The organism is Paenibacillus arenilitoris (assembly GCF_014705655.1).
Taxonomy (GTDB): domain Bacteria; phylum Bacillota; class Bacilli; order Paenibacillales; family Paenibacillaceae; genus Pristimantibacillus; species Pristimantibacillus arenilitoris.
On sequence record NZ_JACXIY010000071.1, the window covers coordinates 1 to 4,238 of the forward strand.

Consider the following 4,238-nt stretch of genomic DNA (forward strand, 5'->3'; position numbering starts at 1 on the left):
ATGCCGCTGGTTACGTTTGGCGTCCATTCGTCGGCCGCACCGTTGCTTCCCGTGTATGTTTCAAACCCACTGTTCTTCAATAGATTACTTTTTGATGTTGAGAAAGTACCATAGATTCCTTCTGAATAATTCCCTGTACTATCAATTGATCTAATCATAAAAGTATACGATGTATCGGGTAATAAATTATTTATTCTGTACATTGGTTCACTTGTTGTTCCCAAGAGTTCATCACCTTGGTAAATCTCATAGCCAGTAATACTTCCATCATCAAACGATGGGTTCCATGATAATTCAATAGTAGATGTTGTACTATTTGTTTCCCTCAGCAAGCTTGGTTTAGTTGGTATCGTGTCTGCATCATTATTCACAAATATTTGATCTAACTCATACCACCCGTCCAAACGCTTCCCCTCTATGGCAAGTTCTACTCCTGGCTTATTTTCATTCGGGTCAAGAATGGCAGTTAATATGGAATAGTTACCTTTTGGGATACCAGTAGGAACGAGAAGTTCCATTGATTCTTCAATTTCACCTGGTAACCATTCCCTTACATCAATACCATTGGATATCGTTATACTCGATTCAATAAGATTACCATTTGGATCTGCTACTGCAACGGCAACAGGCCAATCATAATAAAAAGGTGCTACCCCTTTATTCTCCCAGACTGAGCTAAGTTGAATTGTTTCCCCAACTTCTACTTCTGATACATGATTTATTGATCGCAATAATAATCTGTAACCCATTTTCTTTTGAATAAGATCAATGTTTGCCTGAACCCCATCATCTGATCTATTATAACTAGCTGGCGAAGCTGGCCCGAGCCATGAAGTATGGCTCTTTTTAATTAAAGTCATAGTATCCATTACTTTTTCATTCTCGAAATATGGAATCGATTCCCCTTTGGCGAATTCTCCCGCTGAGAAACTAGTCTTCCAATAATCAGGCATTCTTGACTGTAAAATAGCATTAGCGGCTTCCTCTTCTGCTACATAATCCGTAATTCCATCCCAACCTGTATTTGCCCAATTGAGCCACTTTTCAGATGACTGACTGTCTCCGAAAGCATCGTTAAATAAGCCGATTCCATTTTGAGCAGCTATTGGGAATGGTTTTCTCATTGCTAGTTTTTTATTTGTAATATAAGTTACATAGTGCTGTACATATTGATCAGAAACATTTACATTAGGAAATTTCCCCGCAGCTTCCTCCGGATAATTATGAAACTCTCCCCAATGACCTAAGCTTCCAATCTGAATATATGAAACTCTAGGGTCATTGTTATAACGATTAGCAAATGCCTGTATTAATCGTTTATGCTCTTCAATAAGGACTTCACTACTGTAATTCGGAGAGAAACCCGCTCTACCAGGTGTGTTGTACCATATTCCTGCGCCCGATGCTCCTTCTGCTGCAACAAGCTCGTCATACAGCCAATCAGGAATATCCATATGTTGAGGATCATCCGATGGCTTATCCAACACAATTCTTAAATTAATTTTCTTGCCTAAATTAGTCCAGTAATCAAAATTATTTCTTGTTTCCAACTCACTCCAATTATACTCACCTTTCGAAGGTTCAATATCCCTCCAATTAAAATTAGCGTAAACTAATGTAAAAGGTTGCTCATAATCAGTACGATTCGCCCATGGGCTCCAACCTATGAAAGGATTTTCAAGTAATTGGAAAGACTCTTTCGGGTAAAAAGTATCCTCCAGCTCTATATTATGAATAGATGTATCCACGTTTAACATATTTAAACCAATAGAAGGAATATGAGAAGACTCTTTACCTACATAGCCTATTTTTAATTCACCAGGAATTGTTCTATTAATGTCTTCCAAATAAATTTGCATCATTATATATTTTTTATCCAGTTCGATCATAATCGGGCTCTTTTTTATCCAAGTGGAACCCTCTTCTACATATTGATATAAATTGTTATATTCAACCTTATAGTCTGCACCTGCATCTATCCATAAACTAGACTGATAACCCGTTTCTGGATTATTGTCGCTATCAATATAATATAGATTACGAGTATCAAGATCCTGGCCTTTAATAAGAGTGTAGAGCCTGTTTTGATCTTGCACAGCAAATAATTCTGTACTATATTGATCCACTTCTACAAGCGGACGAATATTCTGCCAGTCTAAATCTTCACCGTCAATACTAATATTAGGAATTTCACTTTGATAATTAATATATTTAAAATCGATACCATCTACTGGAGCATAGTTTTCCTCAACTCCGATAGAGAGTTTAATATCCCCATTAACATCCCAACCGCTTATATCTACTGATAGCTCAAATAGTTGGTTGTTATCGAAGTTGGAAACGATTCTTGAAGCATTTCCAATTCTCTCCCATCCCCAGTCTGATCCTGTGCTTCTATATACTCTTGAATCTTGTATCAAATAATCTGCACCAGAAGCATTATAATAACCATTCTGATACCCTGTGTTCGAATTATTGTCACTGTTAATGTATATATTAGTTTCCTGTGAAAAATCACTTCCAACACCGTGAATGAATAAGATTTGATTTTTACTAAAAGCATATACACTTTGTACTACGCTATTCCCATAAGCGATTGGTTCAAGAATGGACCAGTCCGAATATGATCCATCAACGTTGATATGAGGTAAAACGGAATATACTCTTGCAGGAAACTTACTTTCACCTGGCAATGATATACTATCACTACTGTAAACTAATCTTATAGCAGAATGACTTGAAGACATTAATTCACCAATAGAAACTGAAAACTCAATTACTCCGTTTGAACCACTACCACTTTGGATGTAACTTAACTGCGATAAAGTATCTATCCAATCACCGGCATGCCATCGATAAATACTCCCATCTCTTATTAACACATCTGCTCCGAATAACGGCCACTTTGCAGAGACCAATCCGCTTTCAGGACTGTTGTCAGTATCAATTAAAAACTCATTATTTACACTAAGCTCCCCTTTATAGAGCACATTAAGATTATCGTTGTTAATAAATGCAGACATATATGATTGATCATTATCCGACTTAGCTATAGGCACTATATTGGACCAGTCATTTGCAGTTCCATCAATAATAATTGGAAAGTCAGATATAATTTTTTGTTCTTTTTCAATATCAACGTTAACCATATCAAGTCCATGATTAGGCAGATAGAAATTGTTGTCCATAACGAATGAAACATTAATTCGATTACTTTGCATTGAAATTATCTTATGTTTTGGAATGGCTACCTCAATAAAGTTATTGGTTTGATCTAATACAACCATACCTTCAGAGATCCAGGATCCGTCAGAGAATTTATATAACATCCCATTAAAAATTTTAAAGTCAATGCCTGTAGAGTTTCGCCAATTGCTTATATTGGTTCCTGTTAATGGATCATCGTCACTGTCCAAATAAAAAGCATAGTTGGAAGTTATATCTGTCCCACTGATATATAAGTATAAATAATTATCATTCTGAGTAACCTTTAAATATTCCAATTTATTACCAATTGTTGATGCATTATTATAGGTGATTGAATCCCATTCTTCTGGATATCCTTTAAAATAAACACTTTGAGTAATACTTTCTTCTTGTGGAGTTCCTGTCTCCGAGACTTCATCTGCATAAATCATCACACACGGATAAATTTGCAGGATAAGCAAAAAAATTGCTAACATAGCAGATACTTTTGAAATAAATTTAACTTTATTCAAAATATGTCCCCCAAATTAAAGAATTTTCTTCATAAATTTCTTATAAAATGTTGTGTCCTAGTCTTCAGTATAAATACCATAAGAAAATACAAGTATCCTGGTTTGAGTATAAACCGCCTCCTTTCAGACTAATTTTCAAACAGCATGCTAATTATCACATTATTCCAATTTGCAGAATAGGGGTATATTTTGTCGAAATTGCTATTTATTTGTCTTATTATGACTATTTTCTATAAAAAATCCTGATTAAAATGGAATCACACTTGTAGTTTATACCTATATTTAAAAGTTGGTAGGCCCTTGAGATTCGCATTAAGTAACTGAAAATTATTTCAAAAGCACTTATAAACAGGCTCTCCCCGCAAGCGTATCCACTTCCCGATCGCGTTATGGGGTCGGTCTCCTCGATGAGCCTCATCTTCTCCACTGATATTGTTTATTGCATACTAAAAGTGCCGAGTGTTGCAGCGTAAAAATGCTCAAGTAACGGCAAAGAAAAAGAGACACTTGCCAGCACCC

Annotated in this window: 1 protein-coding gene; it reads right to left on the reverse strand. The window is 35.7% G+C overall.

The window, feature by feature from the left end:
* The coding region (locus IDH41_RS30890) for a DUF4832 domain-containing protein (RefSeq protein WP_190868177.1) at positions 1-3,719 on the reverse strand (3,719 nt) is incomplete at its 3' end.
* Between the last annotated feature and the right edge of the window lie 519 nt (positions 3,720-4,238).